This is a genomic window from Bradyrhizobium sp. LTSP857 (assembly GCF_000938285.1).
GTDB lineage: Bacteria > Pseudomonadota > Alphaproteobacteria > Rhizobiales > Xanthobacteraceae > Bradyrhizobium.
The window spans coordinates 110,644-128,633 of sequence record NZ_JYMS01000020.1 but is presented as its reverse complement, the minus strand read 5'-3'; the positions used below and the strand labels follow the sequence as shown (position 1 = coordinate 128,633).

The 17,990-nt window shown below is 63.3% G+C and carries 21 protein-coding genes; 7 read left to right on the top strand and 14 right to left on the bottom strand.

What is annotated here, in order from left to right:
* The first annotated feature begins 203 nt into the window (after positions 1 to 203).
* The 3 genes from UP06_RS11885 to UP06_RS11875 all read left to right on the top strand — a co-directional run bounded on the left by UP06_RS11885 (position 204) and on the right by UP06_RS11875 (position 1,002).
* Entirely contained in the window at positions 204 to 410 is a 207-nt protein-coding gene (locus UP06_RS11885) for a YdcH family protein (RefSeq protein ID WP_045002757.1), read from the top strand.
* A gap of 103 nt (positions 411 to 513) precedes the next feature.
* On the top strand, positions 514 to 726 hold the full coding sequence (locus UP06_RS11880) for a hypothetical protein (protein ID WP_045002756.1): 213 nt from the start codon (positions 514 to 516) through the stop codon (positions 724 to 726).
* A 24-nt stretch (positions 727 to 750) separates the two neighbouring features.
* Positions 751 to 1,002 carry a hypothetical protein gene (locus tag UP06_RS11875; RefSeq protein ID WP_045002755.1) on the top strand — a complete coding sequence of 84 codons (252 nt, stop codon included), beginning with the start codon at positions 751 to 753 and terminating at the stop codon, positions 1,000 to 1,002.
* 2 nt (positions 1,003 to 1,004) lie between these two features.
* Here the strand turns inward: UP06_RS11875 and UP06_RS11870 are convergent, their stop codons facing one another.
* Complete coding sequence (locus UP06_RS11870; protein WP_082081366.1) at positions 1,005 to 1,715, bottom strand: GGDEF domain-containing protein; 711 nt, start codon at positions 1,713 to 1,715, stop codon at positions 1,005 to 1,007.
* 142 nt (positions 1,716 to 1,857) lie between these two features.
* Between UP06_RS11870 and purE the strand changes: the two genes are divergently transcribed.
* Both purE and UP06_RS11860 read left to right on the top strand, forming a co-directional pair.
* A complete protein-coding gene (purE, locus tag UP06_RS11865) occupies positions 1,858 to 2,346 on the top strand; it encodes a 5-(carboxyamino)imidazole ribonucleotide mutase (protein WP_045002753.1) in 489 nt (162 codons plus the stop codon).
* Entirely contained in the window at positions 2,343 to 3,449 is a 1,107-nt protein-coding gene (locus tag UP06_RS11860; protein ID WP_045002752.1) for a 5-(carboxyamino)imidazole ribonucleotide synthase, read from the top strand. The genes purE and UP06_RS11860 overlap by 4 nt, the downstream gene beginning before the upstream one ends.
* 36 nt (positions 3,450 to 3,485) lie before the next feature.
* On the opposite strand, the gene aqpZ is transcribed toward UP06_RS11860, so the two are convergent.
* The gene (gene aqpZ / locus UP06_RS11855) at positions 3,486 to 4,208 is read right to left on the bottom strand and encodes an aquaporin Z (RefSeq protein ID WP_045002751.1); all 723 of its coding nucleotides are present in this window, start codon (positions 4,206 to 4,208) and stop codon (positions 3,486 to 3,488) included.
* A 263-nt stretch (positions 4,209 to 4,471) separates the two neighbouring features.
* Between aqpZ and rpsU the strand changes: the two genes are divergently transcribed.
* Together rpsU and UP06_RS11845 are read left to right on the top strand one after the other, a co-directional pair.
* Positions 4,472 to 4,780: a 30S ribosomal protein S21 gene (gene rpsU / locus UP06_RS11850; RefSeq protein WP_014439827.1), complete on the top strand. Its 309-nt coding sequence runs from the start codon at positions 4,472 to 4,474 to the stop codon at positions 4,778 to 4,780.
* Between the two features lie 142 nt (positions 4,781 to 4,922).
* On the top strand, positions 4,923 to 5,570 hold the full coding sequence (locus tag UP06_RS11845; RefSeq protein WP_045002750.1) for a tetratricopeptide repeat protein: 648 nt from the start codon (positions 4,923 to 4,925) through the stop codon (positions 5,568 to 5,570).
* Between the two features lie 27 nt (positions 5,571 to 5,597).
* Here UP06_RS11845 and UP06_RS11840 read toward each other — a convergent pair whose 3' ends face one another.
* From UP06_RS11840 to UP06_RS11785, 12 genes are all read right to left on the bottom strand, one after another.
* On the bottom strand, positions 5,598 to 6,524 hold the full coding sequence (locus UP06_RS11840; protein ID WP_045002749.1) for a hypothetical protein: 927 nt from the start codon (positions 6,522 to 6,524) through the stop codon (positions 5,598 to 5,600).
* Between the two features lie 117 nt (positions 6,525 to 6,641).
* The gene (locus UP06_RS11835) at positions 6,642 to 6,926 is read right to left on the bottom strand and encodes a cupin domain-containing protein (RefSeq protein ID WP_045002748.1); all 285 of its coding nucleotides are present in this window, start codon (positions 6,924 to 6,926) and stop codon (positions 6,642 to 6,644) included.
* An 11-nt stretch (positions 6,927 to 6,937) separates the two neighbouring features.
* On the bottom strand, positions 6,938 to 8,035 hold the full coding sequence (locus tag UP06_RS11830) for a calcium:cation antiporter (RefSeq protein ID WP_045002747.1): 1,098 nt from the start codon (positions 8,033 to 8,035) through the stop codon (positions 6,938 to 6,940).
* Positions 8,036 to 8,094: 59 nt separating this feature from the next.
* Positions 8,095 to 8,895: an alpha/beta hydrolase gene (locus UP06_RS11825; RefSeq protein WP_045002746.1), complete on the bottom strand. Its 801-nt coding sequence runs from the start codon at positions 8,893 to 8,895 to the stop codon at positions 8,095 to 8,097.
* A gap of 21 nt (positions 8,896 to 8,916) precedes the next feature.
* Positions 8,917 to 10,314: an NAD(P)(+) transhydrogenase (Re/Si-specific) subunit beta gene (locus UP06_RS11820; RefSeq protein ID WP_045002745.1), complete on the bottom strand. Its 1,398-nt coding sequence runs from the start codon at positions 10,312 to 10,314 to the stop codon at positions 8,917 to 8,919.
* 42 nt (positions 10,315 to 10,356) lie between these two features.
* Positions 10,357 to 10,674: a proton-translocating transhydrogenase family protein gene (locus UP06_RS11815; protein WP_018453812.1), complete on the bottom strand. Its 318-nt coding sequence runs from the start codon at positions 10,672 to 10,674 to the stop codon at positions 10,357 to 10,359.
* Between the two features lie 10 nt (positions 10,675 to 10,684).
* Entirely contained in the window at positions 10,685 to 11,812 is a 1,128-nt protein-coding gene (locus tag UP06_RS11810; protein WP_045002744.1) for a Re/Si-specific NAD(P)(+) transhydrogenase subunit alpha, read from the bottom strand.
* Between the two features lie 137 nt (positions 11,813 to 11,949).
* On the bottom strand, positions 11,950 to 12,102 hold the full coding sequence (locus UP06_RS11805) for an aa3-type cytochrome c oxidase subunit IV (protein WP_008136857.1): 153 nt from the start codon (positions 12,100 to 12,102) through the stop codon (positions 11,950 to 11,952).
* 96 nt (positions 12,103 to 12,198) lie between these two features.
* Positions 12,199 to 12,594, bottom strand: coding sequence for a type II toxin-antitoxin system death-on-curing family toxin (locus tag UP06_RS11800; protein WP_082078709.1), 396 nt, complete (start codon positions 12,592 to 12,594; stop codon positions 12,199 to 12,201).
* A gap of 13 nt (positions 12,595 to 12,607) precedes the next feature.
* Positions 12,608 to 12,832 carry an AbrB/MazE/SpoVT family DNA-binding domain-containing protein gene (locus UP06_RS11795; RefSeq protein WP_045002743.1) on the bottom strand — a complete coding sequence of 75 codons (225 nt, stop codon included), beginning with the start codon at positions 12,830 to 12,832 and terminating at the stop codon, positions 12,608 to 12,610.
* 97 nt (positions 12,833 to 12,929) lie between these two features.
* Positions 12,930 to 15,893 (bottom strand): patatin-like phospholipase family protein, encoded by a 2,964-nt coding sequence (locus tag UP06_RS11790; protein ID WP_045002742.1) that lies wholly within the window; start codon positions 15,891 to 15,893, stop codon positions 12,930 to 12,932.
* 155 nt (positions 15,894 to 16,048) lie between these two features.
* Positions 16,049 to 17,911, bottom strand: coding sequence for a M3 family oligoendopeptidase (locus UP06_RS11785; RefSeq protein ID WP_045002741.1), 1,863 nt, complete (start codon positions 17,909 to 17,911; stop codon positions 16,049 to 16,051).
* Between the last annotated feature and the right edge of the window lie 79 nt (positions 17,912 to 17,990).

Below are 17,990 nucleotides of genomic sequence, written 5' to 3'. Positions count from 1 at the left end.
CGTGAGTAAGGAACCACGCGGCGAAAAATCCATGATATCAATGCACTTGCGCAAGCCGTGTTAAACGATCCACCGAAATATCTTGCGAGAGAACGGTACCCGACGACCCAGATCGCTTGCGATCACGACGCGCAAGGACGATAATTTCCACAGGGCATCCACAGCCTTAATCTCAAGCTTATCGGTTTTCGGCCACCGCAGACATGACCAATGAAGACGAGCGCGAGCTCGAAACCGAACTCGCCCGGTTGCACCAGGAACACCGAGATCTCGATGCGGCGATCGATGCACTGCATCAATCGCCCGCCCCCGACCTGTTGCGGTTACAGCGGTTGAAGAAACGCAAGCTGTTGTTGCGCGACCGTATCGCCTTCATCGAAGACCAGATCACACCCGACATCATCGCCTGATCCACAGCCGTTGCGTCGCGACCAAGCTGCGGCATTTGAATCCTCTTGACTCAACTAGAACAAAGAGGGAACATTTGGACCCAACCGGCCCAGGAAAACGCAGATGTCAGCAACCGCCCTCTTCGACAACAGCCACTATGAACAGGCCTGCGATCAGGCCATCGCGATGTGCGACGGCAATCTGCGCAGCACCATCAAGGCGCTGATCATGGCCAACGAATATCTCGAAGCCGAGCTCGAGGAATTGCAGGCGGCGATCTCGGCCGGCTGCATTCCGGAGACTTCACGCAGCAAGGCGCGGAGCAGCGCCGCTTAACTCCACCATCCCTGGAGCAACGCCATGTCCGATGTGACCTATTACGTTGCAATGCCCTTTCTGATCGATGCCGACGGATCGCCTGTCGCCGGCGCGGCCGAGGAATGTCAGTCCTCAACGGCCGCGCTGCGGCGCGCCGAGATTTTGTCGCGCGGAGCCGGCTGCATCGGCGCGGTCGCGTTCAGCCGCAGCGGCGATCCTATGACCGGCGAATTCGGCGACGCAACGTTGCTACGCAAATTCGGCAGCGTGCCGGAAGATCTGGCCACCCTCTAAGTTCAACTGCTCACAAGCCTGATCCGCGGCTCGTGCCGCCGGTGTGCCTTGCGCACATACATGGCAGCATCGGCCTCCTCCAGCGCGCGGGCTGCATCGGATTGCGGGCCGAGCAGCGCAACACCCGCAGAGGCGCCCGCCGTCACATGCTGGCCGCGAAAGACGAACGACAATTCGTCGACCGCCTGCTCGAAGATCACGGCTTTTGCCTTGGCATCGGTCTCGCTGAGATTCCACAACAGCAGCGCAAACTCGTCGCCGCCGAGCCGGCCGACCACATCGGAGGCGCGGATCTGCCGCGTCAGCGTGGCCGCGATCGCTTTGAGCACCTCATCGCCGGCGCCATGGCCAAAGGAATCGTTGATCGGCTTCAACCGGTCGACGTCGAGCACGATCAGTGCGCCGCTGGCGCGGTAGCGTTTCATATAGGCGATGGCGCGCTGAAGCTCGCGCTCGAAACCGCGCCGGTTCGGAATGTCCAGCAGGAAGTCGGTGTCGGCCGCCGCTTCGAGTTCCGAGACGCGCCGCAGCGCCCCTTTGAGCTTGGTCCGCAGGCCACGGATGGTCGCCTTGATCGCTTCCTTGCCGCCGTCATCGGCGGACGCGCGGCGCCGCGCCGGCGCGGAACGCTTGGGTGCAGCTTTGGATTGGCTCCCGCTGGTCGTCCGGCCCTTTTTGGCCTTCGCGGCGGTCGCCCTTTTTGGTTTCCTCATGGGCATCCTGCTCAATGAAGGCTTGCGGGGATTCACCAAGACAGGATAGTCCATTCCCTTCTCCTTGCCACCGCCTTGCGATCCGCCGGCCGGAACCGTTAATCTGGCCTATGTTTCTGTTTTCCCGAGCACAATTGACGACATGACAGCGCCGATCGCCATCATCATGGGAAGCCAGTCGGACTGGGACACCATGCGGCATGCCGCCGACACGCTTGCAGCGCTCGGCGTCGCCTGTGAATCCCGCATCGTCTCGGCGCACCGGACCCCAGACCGGCTGTTTGCCTTCGCCAAGGGCGCCAAGGCGGCCGGTTTCAAGGTCATTATCGCCGGCGCCGGCGGCGCCGCGCATCTGCCCGGCATGGCCGCGGCACTGACGGAACTGCCAGTGTTCGGCGTGCCTGTCGAATCCAGGACGCTCAAGGGCATTGATTCGCTCTATTCGATCGTCCAGATGCCAGCCGGCATCCCGGTAGGCACTCTGGCGATCGGCAAGGCCGGCGCGATCAACGCGGCGCTGCTTGCAGCAGCCGTACTGGCGCTGTCCGATCCGGCTCTGTCCGACCGCCTCGCCGCCTGGCGCAAGGCGCAGACCGAGGCGGTCGCCGAGCGCCCGGAGGATAAGGCGTGACTGACTCGAAGCAGGTGAAGCTGAAGCCCGGCGACACCATCGGAATCCTCGGCGGCGGCCAATTGGGCCGGATGCTGGCAATGGCCGCGGCACGGCTCGGCCTGCGCTGCCAGGTGTTCTCGCCCGATCCGGATTCGCCGGCCTTCGACGTCGTGCTGAACGCGACCTGCGCGGAATATGCCGATGTCGAGGCGCTGGAGCTGTTCGCCAACGACGTCGACGTCATCACCTACGAATTCGAGAACGTGCCGTCTGCCGCCGCGATGGTGCTGGACGCGCGCCGCCCGGTGCTGCCCAATCGCAAGATCCTGGAGACCACCCAGGACCGGCTCGCCGAAAAGGATTTTGTGACACGGCTCGGCATCCGCACTGCTGCCTACGCTGACGTCACCTCGGTTGCTTCGTTGCGCGAGGCGATCGTTAAAATCGGCCTTCCCGCCGTGCTGAAGACCCGCCGCTTCGGCTATGACGGCAAGGGCCAGGCCATCATCCGCGAGGGCGACGACATCGCGAAAGTATGGACCAGCCTCGCCACCAAATCGGCGATCCTGGAAGCCTTCGTGCCGTTCGAGCGCGAGATCTCCGTGATCGCCGCGCGCTCGGCCACAGGCCAGGTCGAATGCTTCGACGTCACCGAGAACGAGCACCGCGACCATATTCTGAAGATATCCCGTGCGCCCGCGCAGATTCCGGACGCGCTCGCCGAAGAGGCGCGCAGCATCGCCGGCAAGATCGCAACTGCGCTCGATTATGTCGGCGTGCTGGCCGTGGAGATGTTCGTGCTCGCCAACGGCACCGGACCAAAGGTGCTGGTCAACGAGATCGCACCGCGCGTGCATAATTCTGGCCACTGGACGCTCGACGGCGCGTCCGTCTCGCAGTTCGAGCAGCATATCCGCGCCATCGCCGGCTGGCCGCTCGGCAAGCCCGTGCGCCACGGCGAAATCGTCACCATGACCAATCTGATCGGTGACGAGATCAACGATTACGAGACATGGCTGAGCGTGCCCGGCGCAACCGTGCACATCTACGGCAAAGGCGCACCGCGCCCCGGCCGCAAGATGGGTCATGTCACCGAAGTCAGGCCTTCGAAGGGCAAGTGAGGGGACCGCGGCAAATGCCGCGATCCCGCTCGCCGATCATGCCGTCTTCGCGCCCGCGACGACGCCCGTGGGCTCCTCGCTGAGCCAGCGATAGATCACCCCGCCCAGCGCGCCGCCGATCAAGGGCGCGACCCAGAACAGCCAGAGCTGCGCCAGCGCCCAGCCGCCGACGAACAGCGCGGGTCCGGTGCTGCGCGCCGGATTCACCGACGTGTTGGTGACGGGGATGCTGACGAGATGGATCATCACCAGCGCGAGCCCGATCGCGAGCGGTGCAAAGCCCGCAGGCGCGCGGCCATGGGTCGAGCCCATGATGACGAACAGGAACATCATGGTCATCACCACCTCGGTAATGAAGCACACCACCATGCTGTACTGGCCGGGCGAATGCGCGTCATAGCCGTTGGAGGCAAAGCCCTTGGTGACATCGAAACCCGGGGCGCCGCTTGCGATCACATAGAGCAGCTGGGCGGCCACGATCGCACCGCAGACCTGCGCGATCACGTAAGGCAGGATCTGACCTGCCGGAAAGCGCCCGCCGGCGGCAAGCCCGACTGTGACCGCCGGGTTGAGGTGGCAGCCCGAGATGTGGCCGATCGCGTAAGCCATGGTGACGACGCTTAAGCCGAAAGCCAGGGACACGCCGACCAGGCCGATGCCGACCTGCGGAAAGCCGGCCGCGATCACCGCGCTGCCGCAGCCTGCGAATGTGAGCCAGAACGTGCCGATGGCCTCGGCGGCATATTTCTTCATATCCATGTGGCGTCTCCCCTGATTTCAAGATCTCCGGATCAACCTCCGGAAAAACGGCCCGTCTTTTGGCGCCAAATCACCCAAATTAGGACCGCACAGGGGAGTTTTCGCCCCATTTAATGGCTGAACTTGGCCCGAAAGGCCGCCTCACAGGTGGACATGTCAGGTTTTGTCTGATACATCCGCGCCCTCAAGGTTAAGGGCCGGGCGTTTAGCCATCCCCTTAGACTTACCAGAATTCAAATCCGATCCACTGAAGAGGATGCCGCGTGCAGGTTCTCGTTCGCGATAACAATGTCGACCAAGCTCTCAAGGCGCTGAAGAAGAAGATGCAGCGCGAGGGCATTTTCCGCGAGATGAAGCTCCGCGGCCATTACGAAAAGCCCTCTGAGAAGAAGGCCCGCGAAAAGGCCGAAGCCGTGCGCCGTGCGCGCAAGCTGGCCCGCAAGAAGCTCCAGCGCGAAGGCCTGCTGCCGATGAAGCCGAAGCCGGTGTTCGGCGCCGGTCCGGGCGGTGATCGCGGCGGTCGTGGCGGCCCGGGTGCGGGCGCAGGTGCAGGTCCGCGCGGTCCGCGCTGATTTTGCCGAAGCTGCAGCACTGAGTTTTCCAAGAGTTTAGTTTTCAATGACGCGGGCCCTGGGCCCGCGTTATTATTTTGTAGCGGTGCCTTTCTGGGACGGGGCACTACAGATGCGGCACCAGCGCGCGAGCGAACCGTAGATGGCCGACCCTTTCCCCCAGCCCGGCTTTGCACGGTCAGCTCGACCGTGCCGACGCCCGCTCGCTTTGGCGTTGATGGCGATCGCATTGTCCGGCTGCTCCTTCGACATGAGCTCGCTGATGCCCGAGAAGGACAAGCCACGGGAAGAGGCCAAGCCGATCGCCGCCGAGAGCGCTGTCAGCGCCGGGAACGTCAGCGAAGCACAGATCCACACGGCCAAAGCCCAGACCCTGGCAAAGTCAGGGGACACCGCCGCGGCGCTCGACGAGTTCAATCGCGCCGTCGCGCTTGATCCCTACAATGCACAGGCCCTCTATGGCCGCGCCTTGGTCTACCAGGGCACCAACGACCACGATTCCGCGATCGCCGATTTCGGCGCCGCGAGCGGGCTCAATCCCCAGAAGGCCGAACCGCTGCTCGGCCGCGCGATCAGCTATCTCGCCACCGGCAAGGTCAAGGAGGCGGCAGCCGATCTTGATGAGGCCTCCGAAGCCGATCCGCACAACGCCCAGGTCTGGACGGCGCGGGGGCAGGCCTATGAGCGGCTGGGCGACAAGACCAAGGCGGCGGCGTCCTACACCAAGGCAGTCTCGCTTCGCCCACGCGACGATGCCGCCCGCAGCGGTCTTGCCCGGGTCGGCGGCTGAGAGATTTGGTGCAATGCAGGCGCCGTCTTAATCGGCGGTCGCGCTCTTGGGCAGGACGGCGTGGAACATCGACTTGACGCCGGACAACATCTCGTCGGCGACATTGGTCTTCTTCGGCCGCGGCATGGGTCCGTCTGCGTCAGCGCGCAGATCGAGCGGCGGTGCAATCACCGGGACCGGAATATCGGCCGGCGGCGTCAGCCGGTTCGGGTCGTCATTGCCGACCGAGGCCGTGTAAGGCGGGTTCGCAGGCGTCTCGACAGACGGGGTCGACACCGTGATCGGCGGCGGCAACGGGCGCACGGCCGAGGGCATCGCGGTCACGACGCGCGGAGCGTCCTGAGCACGCGGCGCTTCGGGCGCGCGAGCGGCCTCCTGCGGCGCAGCTTCAGCCGGCTTCTCGGCCGCCTTGCTCTCAGGGAACTTACGCAGGCGCTCGATCGCGGCGCGCGCCAGATCGTTGGCATCGGGGCTCGCGGCCGCAGGCGCGGCGGACGGAGCCGAATTGGCCTCCACCACGGGAACGCTGGCGGGAGCGGTAACGGCCGGGGTGGACGCTGGCGTGGACTTGGCGACGGCTTTCTCACGCGCCGAGGACCGACTGCGCGGGCTGGCGGGAGCGGCATCGGCCGGTGCCACGTCCGCAGCCTTGACGTCCGCGGCCTTGGTCTCAGCGCCCGGCTGGTCGACCGGCTTATCGGCAGGCTTCTCGACCGCCGCCTTGTCCGTCACGTTCTTCTCGGAAATGCCTTTGGCCTTGACGCCGGGTGCCGGGAGGTTGGCGACATCGGCGGGCTTGCCGTTCTTGCCGGCTTGGGCAGGCGCCACCAACGCGGCTGGCGTATCCGCCGCCGGCCTGGCGTTGATGTAGTGATTAACGATGTAGGCCCCGATGATCGTGGCGAGCACCGAGGGGAAGATATCCATCGAGATTTTAGCGATGTATTTCAGCATTTCTCGGCCACTCCCCGCGCGATCTGATGCGGGAACTTTGAGGCATAGTAAGGGATCAACTGCGACGGATCGATGGCAATTGGTAACGTCAGCCCAAGGCGTCACGCAAGGCTTCAACTAGGGCTTCAGCTCGATCTCAAGGAACACGATCTCGGTTGAGGTTTCGTTAAGCACATCATGCTGGACGCCGGCCTTGCGAAAATAGGATTTTCCGGCCGCAAGCTGCGCCTTGGAGCGCTCACCATTGGGCGCCACGATGGTCATTTCGCCGGCGGCCACGGGAACGATCACGTAGTCCATCCCGTGGGTGTGATGCCCGGTGGCGCTGCCCGGGGCGAGCCGCCATTCGGTCACCCGGACTTCTTCGTTGTCGATTTGGACCTCGGACTGGGCGGCAAGCATCGGAACCTCTTCTAGGGAACAAAGACCATAAACACGAAGACCGCGAATACCACCATATGGACCAGTCCGAACAGGATGTTCGTCCTGCCGGTTCCGAAGGTCAGCATGCTCAGCAGGAATGTCAGGAACATCAGCGTGGTGTTCTGGGGATTGAGGCCCAGCAGCAGCTCCTTGTCGAGCACATAGGAGGCCAGCCCGACCGCTGGTATCGTCAGCCCGATCGTCGCAATCGAAGACCCGAGCGCCAGATTGATGCTCTTCTGGAGGTCATTCTTGCGCGCGGCCGCAATCGCCGAGACGCCCTCCGGCATCAGGATCAGGAGCGCGACCAGGAGGCCCGCGAACGCCGGCGGGGCGCCGATCCGGTCGGCGACGGCGTCGACGACCAGCGAGAACTTCTTGGCGAGGAGCACGACGGCCAGGAGCGAGACCAGCAGCAGCGCGATGGTGAGCCCCAGCATCCTGCCCGACAAATGAGCCTCGCCGCCCTCGCCGTCCGCCCGCTCGTGGACGAAATAATCCTTGTGCAGGACGGTCTGGGTATAGAGGAACACGCCGTAGAGCACGATCGTCACGAGATCGACGAAGCCGAGCTGCAGCGTCGAAAAGAAGGGCCCCGGCGTCGTCAGCGTATAATTGGGCATGATCAACGTGAGGGTCGCGAGCGCAATCAGCACGCTGAGATAGACGTTGGCGCCCGAGACCTGAAAACCCTGCTCGCGGTAGCGCAGCCCGCCGATGAAGATGCAAAGCCCGACCAGCCCGTTGCAGACGATCATCACGACCGCGAACACGGTGTCGCGCGCCAGAGCCGGTGCCGGTTTGTCACCCAGCATGATCGTGGTGATCAGCGCAACTTCGATGATGGTGACCGCCAGCGTGAGCAGCAGCGTGCCGAACGGCTCCCCGATCCGTTCCGCGATCACTTCGGAATGATGAACGGCCGCGAACACGGTGCCGAACAGGATCACCAGCAGGACGATCGCGAACAGGCCGCCGCCCGCCGACAGGGTGAAGCCGTAGCCGGTCGCGGTCACGATCAGGAACAGCAGCACCGCCAAGGCGGGGAATATCCATGATGACCGCGGCATCGGTCCGTGTGCGCTCATGCAGACGATTCCTTCATTAGGGGATCGATTATGCGCGAGAAGATCGCGCCCGTCAGCCCTCAAGCGCCATTGATGAATTGCCGCGCGGTCTCCAGAGCCCCAAAGTCGTCGAGATTTTCGTGTCCTCCGCCGGGAAACCGCACCAGCTTCTTGGGCTCACGGGCAAGCGCGAACAATCGCTCACCGAATGTGATGGGAATCGCCGGATCGTTGGTACCGTGCATGATCAGCAACGGCACCGCAACGCGCCCGATGCGCTCGTCGGAACGAAACTGATCGCGCATCAGGAGACGAACCGGAATGAAGCGAAAGAGCGAAGCTGCGACGTCGACTGTCGATGTGTAGGGAGCTTCCAGAATCAGCTTGCCGACCGGATGCTCGGATGCGGCTGCGACCGCAACGCCGGTCCCGAGCGAAAAGCCCCAGGCGATGATGCGCTGCGGGTCATAGCGCGCTGTCGCGAAGGCGTAGGCCGCCTCGGCGTCCTGCAAGAGGCCCCGCTCGCTCGGCGCGCCGGTCGAGCCGGCATAGCCGCGGTAAGACAGTGCGACGAGGCCAGTGCCGTCGGCTGTGATGCCCTTGAAGCGGTTGAGGCGCCCGGCGAGAAAATCGCCATTGCCCGGAAAGAACAGCACCACGGGATGTCCGGGCTTTGCCGGCACGTGCCAGACGATGACCTTCTCGCCATCGGATGTGGTCAGGACGTGTTCCTCGGCCGCCGGAAATCCCGCGGCGGCGGGCGCCGTTCGCTCGGTGGTGGGAATCGGAAACAGCATGTCGCGCTGCTTCACGTAGATCAGGACGAGACCCGCGAAATAGCCGGCCGCAAGGACGATGACGATCCATTTCACGAATGTCATCGCTACGCCGCGGCTACGGCACTACATCGCCTTGACGATGTTCTCGGTGACCTTCTTGGCGTCGCCGAGCAGCATCATGGTGTTGTCGCGATAGAACAGCGGATTGTCGATACCGGCATAGCCCGAGGCGAGCGACCGCTTGATGAACATCACGGTGCCGGCCTTCCAGACCTGGAGCACCGGCATGCCGTAGATCGGCGAGGTCTTGTCATCTTCGGCGGCCGGGTTGGTGACGTCGTTGGCACCGATCACGAAGGCGATGTCGGCCTGCGCGAATTCGGAGTTGATGTCCTCGAGCTCGAACACCTCGTCATAGGGCACGTTGGCTTCGGCCAGCAGCACGTTCATGTGGCCGGGCATGCGGCCTGCGACCGGGTGAATGGCGTACTTCACCTCGACGCCTTCCTTCTTCAGGATGTCGCCCATTTCGCGCAGCGCATGCTGGGCTTGCGCCACCGCCATGCCATAGCCGGGCACGATGATGACCTTCTGCGCGTTCTTCATGATGAAAGCGGCATCGTCGGCCGAACCGAGTTTCACGGGCTTCTGCTCGCCCGTACCGCCGCCAGCCGCCGCGGTCTCGCCGCCGAAGCCGCCGAGGATGACCGAGATGAAGGAGCGGTTCATCGCGTGGCACATGATGTAGGACAGGATCGCGCCCGAGGAGCCGACCAGTGCGCCGGTGATGATCAGCGCGGAGTTGCCGAGCGTGAAGCCGATACCGGCCGCGGCCCACCCGGAATAGGAGTTCAGCATCGAGATCACGACCGGCATGTCGGCGCCGCCGATCGGGACGATCATGAGCACGCCGAGCGCCAGCGCGATGATGACGATCAGCCAGAAGTCCAGTGCGCTACCCGACATCACCAGCCCGACGATGAAGAACACCAGCGCCACGGCGAGCGCGATGTTGATGGCGTGGCGGAACGGCAGAATGATCGGCGCGCCGCTCATGCGCGCGGACAGCTTCAAGAATGCGATCACCGAGCCGGTGAAGGTCAGCGCGCCGATGGCGACGCCGAGCGACATCTCGACCAGGCTCTGCGGATGGATGTTGCCGGGCGTGCCGATGTCGAAGGCCTCGGGCGCGTAGAACGCGCCGGCGGCAACCAGCACCGCGGCCATGCCGACCAGCGAGTGGAAGGCGGCGACCAGTTCCGGCATCGACGTCATTGGCACGCGGCGGGCGATCACCGCACCGATCGCGCCGCCGATGGCGATACCGAGGATGACGAGGACCCAGGCCAGGCCGTCCGCCGGCGGATGGCTGGCGAGCGTGGTGGCGACCGCGATCGCCATGCCGATCATGCCGAAGAAATTGCCCTGCCGAGATGAGGCGGGACTGGACAGCCCCCGCAGTGACAGGATGAACAGCACACCCGCCACGAGATAAAGAACTGCAGCCAGATTGGCGTTCATCTCAGGTCCCCTTTGTCTTCGTCACCCCGAGGTGCACGCCGCTCACTTCACCTTCTTCTTGTACATCGCCAGCATGCGCTGGGTGACAAGGAAGCCGCCGAAGATATTCACGCAGGCAAAGATCAGCGCGATGAAGCCGAAGCCGCGCGCCCAGCCCGAGCCGCTCGAGATCATGCCGACGCCGACCGCGAGCAGTGCGCCGACCACGATGACCGAGGAGATCGCGTTGGTCACGCTCATCAGCGGCGTATGCAACGCAGGCGTCACCGACCACACCACGAAATAGCCGACGAAGACGGCGAGAACGAAAATCGACAGCCGGAAGACGAAGGGGTCGACGACCTGTGCAACATGCTCCATGGCGGCTCTCCTATGCTTTCGGCTGGAAGTTCGGGTGGATGACGGCGCCATCCCTGGTCAGCGCAGTCGCCTTCACGAGTTCGTCGTCCCAATTCACGGCGAGGGCCTTGCTGCCCTTGTCGATCATGGTCTCGATGAAGTTGAACAAATTGCGAGCGTAGAGGCTGGAGGCCGAGGCCGCGACACGACCGGCGACGTTGGTGTAACCGACGATCTTGATGCCATCGACGTCGGCGACCTCGCCCGGCCTCACGCCTTCGACATTGCCGCCGCGCTCGACGGCGAGATCGACCAGCACCGACCCCGGCTTCATCGACTTGACCATGTCAGCCGAAACGAGCTTCGGCGCCGGCCGACCCGGAATGAGCGCAGTGGTGATGACGATGTCCTGCTTCTTGATGTGCTCGGCGGTGAGCGCGGCCTGCTTGGCCTGGTACTCCTTGGACATTTCTTTGGCGTAACCGCCCGCTGTCTGAGCGTTCTTGAACTCCTCGTCCTCGACGGCGAGGAACTTGGCGCCGAGCGATTCCACCTGCTCCTTGGTGGCGGGCCGCACGTCGGTCGCAGTGACGACGGCGCCGAGACGGCGCGCGGTCGCGATCGCCTGGAGGCCGGCCACGCCGACGCCCATCACGAACACCTTTGCCGCGGGAACGGTGCCGGCGGCGGTCATCATCATCGGGAAGGCACGGCCGAAGGCCTCGGCGCCCTCGATCACGGCGCGGTAGCCGGCGAGGTTCGCCTGCGACGACAGCACGTCCATTACCTGCGCGCGCGTGATGCGCGGCATCAGCTCCATCGCGAAAGCGGAAACGCCGGCATCGGCGATCGTCTTCAGCGCGGCTTCGTTGCCGTAGGGGTCCATGATGGCAATGACGAGCGCACCGCGCTTGTACTGCGCGAGCTCGGAGGCCTCGGGACGCTTCACCTTGATGATGATGTCGGCGTCCTTCAGCGCGTCGGTGCTGACGGTGGCGCCCACGGCGGTGAATTCGGAATCCGGAAGGCCCGATTTGAGGCCGGCGCCCGGCTCGACGGCGATCTCGACGCCCAACGCCCTAAACTTCTTCACCGTGTCCGGCGAAGCGGCAACCCGCGGCTCCGACGGGTCGATTTCCTTGGCAACGGCGATCTTCATGGGCCCTCCGGCGACGCGGGACAAGACGCGCACGCGAACTTAGCGTTACTCCCGCAACGTTGGATACCGGTTTTGGAACCGGCTTGAATGCAAATTTTCCAAGCAACCGCCATCGTTGGCGGCCGGTCGATGATGGATCAGGTCAGGAAGATCGCCATCAGGATCACGATGAGCGCGACCGAGGCCGTGCCGTACTTCACGAGCTTGATGAAGCCCTCATAGGTCTGCTCGTGGGCAACGTAGTCGTTACCGTCGGCGGTGGTGTACGCCACTTCGCTATGGTCAGCCATGGATGTCCCCAGTCGAAACTCGAATTTCACGGTTGGGATACCGCAAACCTTCGGGCAGGGCAACGGCACGGAGGCGCGGTTTTCGGGCAAATCAGCTCATTTGGAATCCAGATTGTCGCGGATCCAGCGGGCGAGGCTCTGCTCGCTGACTTCGCCGGCGGCAAGCGAGAGGATGATGGTTGTAGCCTCCGCAGGATCGGGACCGAAGGCCACGCCGTTTTTGTGAAGAAAGACCATCATCGCCATGAAGGCGATACGCTTGTTTCCATCGACGAATGCATGGTTCTTCGCGAGCCCGAATGCATAAGCTGCGGCGAGTTCATCGAGCGGTGCCTGCTCATAGCGCCACTTGTTGATCGGCCTCTCCAGCGCCGAACGCAACATGCCTTCGTCGCGCAATCCGGCCGCACCGCCGAAACGGCGGAGTTGTCGGCTGTGAATTGCGACTGCCTGCTCGTAGGTGATCCAGAGCGGCTCCTGGGGATCGCTCATGCGCGCGTGCCGGCTATTTTGCGAGCACGGCGAGCGTGTCGCGATACTTCTCCATCACCTCGTCGGCGATTTCCATCGTCCGCTCGAAGTCAGGATCGTACGGCAGCAGCTGGAAACCACCCCCGGGCAATTCCATGATGTGCAATTGCTGCCCGCGCTTCAGGTCGAGCCGCTGCATCAACTCGCGAGGCAGCAGCAGGCCATCCGAATTGCCGATCTTCTTGATTTCGATCTTCATGGGCTTTCTCGCAAAAGCGACGTTATACACTTGTATAACAGGCCAGCGAGAGTCGTTCAACAGATGTTTTACACCCCTGTGGACACCCCGCGCCGCCCTACCCCATATCCAGGACCGCCATTGTGACCGTGGACGGCGGCGGCTCCTCGACCGACAGGCCGAGCGCGCGGCGAACCGCCCGGATCGAGTCCACCTTGCTGTCGCAGAAGCCTCGCTTGGCGCAGCGCTCGCCCGGGACGTTGACGACGACCGCATCCGCCCCGGCATCCTCGGTGAGGGAGCTGTGCATCATGTGGAAGCCGAGCGCGCGGTAGACCTCGAACTGCTCCTCCGAGAAGAACTGGTCGCCCGTGGTCTCGTGCGGGAAGGTGTCGTTGCGACGTGCGTAGTCGCGGATGTAGTCGTTCTCGTCACCGCTCAGGGACGACTTGATATAGACGAGATATCCGGTTTCGCCCCCGCCGTAGTCGATGCTGCCGACCGCGACATGCGGTCCGGCAGACGATCGCGGCGGCGGATCCGCAGGCTTGCCGGCGTTGCACTTCATCCATTCCCGCGTCGCGTTGCGGATCGGCGTCCACGGCAGGTCGATGATGATGCCGAGATCGATGCGCGCGTATCGCTGCAGGGTCACCAGCGCGGAGAAATTCATTGGCGCGTCGGCCTCCGCGTCGACCGCGATGATCACCCTGCACCGCCGGCGCAGCAATTCGTAGACGCCCAGATTCTCGATATGACCGCCATCGGTGAGATAGACCGCGTCGGCATTCTCGTAGAGGCGGCCCGAGATTTCCGACCACAGGAACAGCGGCGTCGAGTGATGTTGCGGCCTGCCGTTCGACGCGACGTAGCGCGGATTCTTCAGCCAGTAGCCGAGACGCACATTGAGCAGCGCCAGCGTCGGCGTTAGAGCTTTGATCGAGCCCGATCCCATGTTCGAGGATGCGGCCGCGCCGGAGATCGCCATGACCGTTGCGAGGTCCAGGCTCGGGAAAGCCTCGGTCGCCGCATAGCCCGTCGCCTCACTGCCAACGTGCAAAGGCGAGAACATGAAGAAGTCGGCATTGCGGCCGCGCCGATTGGCAAAATCCGATCCCTGAATGTTCAATGCGGCATTCACGATGTGATAGGGCGAGGCCAAAAGGCGGTCAGGAGATTTCACGCCCGCTATCGCCTGCCCGGCAAGAACGGTGTCGGCGGGATAAACGGTCGGGTAAAGCAAGTCGCTCAGCTTCTCCTCGTCGAGCGGCAGGAAGTCCCGTCCCTGATCCAGGCTGGGTTCGTTCCGCGACGGTTCGCCATCCGCATAGAATCTCGGATTGAAGAGGAAGGCCTTGCTCAGGCGGTCGCGGTAGAGGCGGTGCAGCGAGTTGGCGTTGGGTCCCAGGATCCAGGACAACGCAAACAGAATGAAGGCCGCAACGAGGTAGAGAGGCGCCATCGCCCAATTGACGTTGTTGCCGAACTCGTACTTCGACCATTTGAACGCGACGGGCTTGCACCAGCAGCCGATCGAGTACAACCATTGGGGAACGTGGGAGACCGCATTGACGGGTTTGGCGATGCCGGGCTTCGCTTCGTCCTTGCTGTTGATTTCCGCCGAAAGCGTTCGAGCCTCGCTGTTGAATTGAACGTTGCCCGTTACGCCTGCCGCAGCCTTCGCCGCCGTTGGCAGCACGGCCTTGTCACCCCATTCCTCCACCATCGAATATTGACGGTCCGTATCTGCCAGCACCTTGTCATTGGCGATGCCCCAATAGCAGAGATAGAGATACCCGACCCAAATCAGCAGCGGCAACGCCAGGCCGGCGATCCACACGGCGGCTCTTGCGACATAGGCAAGTAGTCGCGACGAAAGGTCTGACGCTCCCGCCCCCTTCAGCAGTTCGGCGAATTGCTGCCTGAACAGCGTGACCGCCGCTGCAACGGGCGCCGCGACGGCGGCAAGCGACTGTATCCATTTGACTGCCACGCCCGTGACGATGCCGCTCGACTGCGTCGCGTTTGCCTCGGCGACATCGAACATTTGAGCGATCATGAAGGGCTGGAACTCAAAGAAGCAGATCACGGCGAGCAGCACGAGGTACGTGGCGCCGGCCGTCGGTGGATAGCCGCGGAATTCACCTCGGCTGCTGGGCATCACCGATCGCAGCAGCGCCCAGGCAAAAAAGATCAACAAACCGAACAGCGCGGCCGCGAGCGTGAGCGCAAAATGATCGACCTTCAGGTGACGTGCGATCGTGCAAACGAATCCCAGCGCCAGTGCGAGCCCTGCCACATAGGAGAAGAAGTCGCGTCGTTCGACCTTGAATATCCGGCGGTAAAAGAAGCCAATAAGCACGGCGGCAGCAGCGATGGCCACGCCGGCGAAGATGAACCCAAGCTCCGCTCCAAGCCAGGCGAAGAACCCGAGCGCCGGCCCGTCATCGACTCTGAGCCCGAATAGGTTCGGCACGTAAAGCGAGGATCGAGCGGCGTTGGAAAGGATCGTGATCGCCGCGACGATCAGCACTGCCGGAAGCGTCAGGCTGAGATTTGCGACCAGGCCGCGCACGACAATCGCAATTCCAGTGACGAGATCGCGCGCGCCCGCAGGGATCAGATAGTTCGAATAGTTGCGGATGTGGCCGACCGCGGGAGTGTCGCTGATTTCATTGGCAGGCCTTCCCTTGGAGGCGCCGCCAAAGACGAACTCACGTGCCCTGGTCATCGTCGCGGTGAGCGAACAGCCGATATAGCCGCCGCCCGAAACCGTCGACAGATAGTCGATGCGCTTGATCAGATCGTGATGATTGAGCGCCTGCAATACGCCGAGACAAATGGCGGAGGACCGGATGCCGCCGCCTGAGAGCGCAAGCCCGACGGTCTCGATCGGCTTCTCGTCACCAGCATAATTGACGGTTGAAAGACCTTCGGCGCGACGACGGGTGTTAATCGCCTCGAGCTCCTGCCGGACCATGTCGCCGTGCTGCTGGCCCCAGGATTTTTGCTCTTCGACAGCCCGTTTCGGATCCGGTCGTTTCGGATCCGGTTGCTGGACGTGAGGCCCAATACTGACCATGTCCGCCTCCCTGCCAGGGCATCAGACAATCAACAATCAAAAATTGCATTCTTAAAATAAAGTACCGTACACGGTTAGTCTTGCCACCCGCGTGAACGTTCAATCCCGAGTAGCAGGTCTCCAGACCCAGAAGCGACGCGGCGTGAGCGCCGCCCTCAGCCCATCGCCTCCAGCTCGTCGATCATGCCGGCGATGACCGACAGGCCGCCATCCCAGAATTTGGGATCCTTCGCGTCCAGCCCAAACGGACGCAGCAGCTCGGAATAATGCTTGGTGCCGCCGGCGGCGAGCATGTCGAGATAGCGCTCGGCAAAGCCCTCGGTCGCGCTCTCGTAGACTGCGTACAGCGAATTCACGAGACAATCGCCGAAGGCATAGGCGTAGACGTAGAACGGCGAGTGGATGAAGTGCGGGATATACATCCAGTAGTTCTCATAGCCCGCCTTGATCTCGATCGCGGGCCCAAGGCTCTCGCCCTGCACCGACAGCCAGATCTCGCCGAGCCGCGTCGCGGTGAGCTCGCCGTTCTTGCGCTCGGTGTGGACGGCGCGCTCGAACGAATAGAACGCGATCTGCCGCACCACGGTGTTGGTCATGTCCTCGACCTTGCCGGCGAGCAGCGCCTGGCGTTGCTTGGCGCTCTTGGTCTGCGCCAGCAACCGTCGAAAGGTCAGCATCTCGCCGAACACGCTCGCGGTCTCGGCCAACGTCAGCGGCGTCGGCGCCATCAGCGCGCCGTTCTTCGCGGCCAGCACCTGGTGCACGCCGTGGCCGAGCTCGTGGGCGAGCGTCATCACGTCGCGCGGCTTGCCCTGGTAGTTCATCAGCACGTAGGGGTGCGCCGATGGCGTGGTCGGATGCGAGAACGCGCCCGGCGCCTTGCCCGGACGCACCGGCGCATCGATCCAGCGGTCGGTGAAGAAACGCTCGGCGATGTCGGCCATGTCAGGCGAGAAGCCGCGATAGGCCGACAGCACCATGTTGCGCGCCTCGGGCCAGGCAATGGTGTCGGTCGCGGCAAACGGCAGCGGCGCGTTGCGGTCCCAATAAGCGAGGCGCTTCTTCTTGAACCACTTGGCCTTCAGCGCGTAATAGCGGTGCGACAGCTTCGGATAGGCCGCGCGCACGGAGGCGACCAGCGCATCCACCACCTCGCGCTCGACGCGGTTGCTCAGATGACGGGAATCCGCGACGTCCTTGAAGCCGCGCCAATTGTCGGAGATGTCCTTGTCCTTGGCGAGCGTGTTGGTGATCAGCGCGAAGGTGCGCTCATTGGCCTTGAAGGTTTTCGCCAGCGCTTCGGCCGCGGCCTTGCGCTTGGCGCCGTCGCGGTCAGCCAGGAAATTGAGCGTCGGCTCGATCGCGAGTTCCTTGGCCCCGACCTTGAAGCGCAGACCGGAGATGGTCTGGTCGAACAGCCGGTTGAAGGCGGAATAGCCGGTCTGCGACTTCTCCAGGAAGAGCTGCTCGAGCTTGTCGTCGAGCTGGTACGGCTTCTCCTTGCGCAAATCCTCGATCCAGGGACGGTAGTGCGCGAGCTCCGGCGCCTGCATCGCGCGAGTCAAAATATCGTCATCGATGCGGTTGAGTTCGAGGGCGAAGAACAGCAAATGCGTCGATGCCGCCGTCAGCCGCTCGGACACATCGCCGTAAAACTTTGAAATCGCAGGGTCCACGCTGTCGCCGGCATGAACGAGGCCGGCATAGGAGCCAAGGCGGCCGGCGAGATCGTCGATCGCCTCATAGCGTCGCACGGCTGCCGCGAGCCATTTTCCGCCATCTTCGTTTGCTGTGCCTGTTGCGAGCTTGCCCTTGAAGTCGGTCTCGAACGCGACGCAATCGGCATCCATGGTTTCGAGATCGCGCGCCACTTCCGGCGCGTCGATCCCGGAATAGAGATCGGCGAGGTTCCACTCCGGAAGCTTGCCGGTCTTGTTCGCAGGCTTGCTGGAGGGTTTTGCCTTGGTGACTGCTTTTTTGGTGTTCGGCTTGCGGAGAGCGGAGGAGCGCGAAGTCATCGTGTTGGAAACCTGTGTTCAACGATCGCAATGGCGGGGATCGCAATGGCTGGGGTCGGCAAGGTTTAAGAGTGCGTTA